This is a genomic window from Synechococcus sp. H55.10 (assembly GCF_047502715.1).
In the GTDB taxonomy this organism is placed as follows: Bacteria; Cyanobacteriota; Cyanobacteriia; order Thermostichales; family Thermostichaceae; genus Thermostichus.
This window is the reverse complement of the sequence record NZ_JANSJJ010000235.1, coordinates 1-568: the sequence shown is the minus strand read 5'-3', so window position 1 is coordinate 568 and position 568 is coordinate 1. Positions and strand designations below refer to the sequence as shown.

The 568-nt window shown below is 56.5% G+C and carries 1 protein-coding gene; it reads right to left on the bottom strand.

The features are described from left to right. A partial coding sequence (locus NW858_RS12010; protein ID WP_414520590.1) for a PAS domain-containing protein occupies positions 1-510 on the bottom strand: 510 nt, incomplete at its 3' end. Between the last annotated feature and the right edge of the window lie 58 nt (positions 511-568).

Sequence of the window (568 nt, the reverse complement as noted above, 5' to 3'; positions counted from 1 at the left end):
GGCGGGGCTGACGTAAATCAGCTCTTTGCCGCAAAGCGTGGAAATCCAAAACAGTTGCTGGCTGTTCTCAGCCAGTTGCAAAAAACGATGCTCGCTCTCTCTGCGGGCTTCCTCCAGTTGCTGTTGCCGTTCTTTAAGCTGGCGGGAGGCCGTGATATCGGTAACAAACCCTTCAAAATAGAGGGGCTCCCCCTGCTCGCTGTACAGGGTGCGGGCGTTTAAAGAAATCCAGATTTTTTTGCCGTCCTTGCGGCACACCTGCTGCTCGGCGTGCACGACCTGGCCTTCCTTCAGCATGCGCTGTACGAACTCAGATCGCTGCTCCGGGTCGCCGTAGATCTGAGAGCCGATATCGGAGACGTGGCGCATCAAATCTTCTGGGGATTCGTAGCCAAAAATATGGGCCAGAGCCGGGTTGGCCACCAGATATTTCCCTTCTGGAGTCGTTTGAAAAATACCTTCGACAGCGTGCTCGAAGATCTGTTGGTAGCGGGCGGCAGTGCTGCGGATGTGCTGCAGTTGCGCCCGAAGTTCCGCGAGGGCTTGTTGCTGCTCCTGGGCCTGGAGC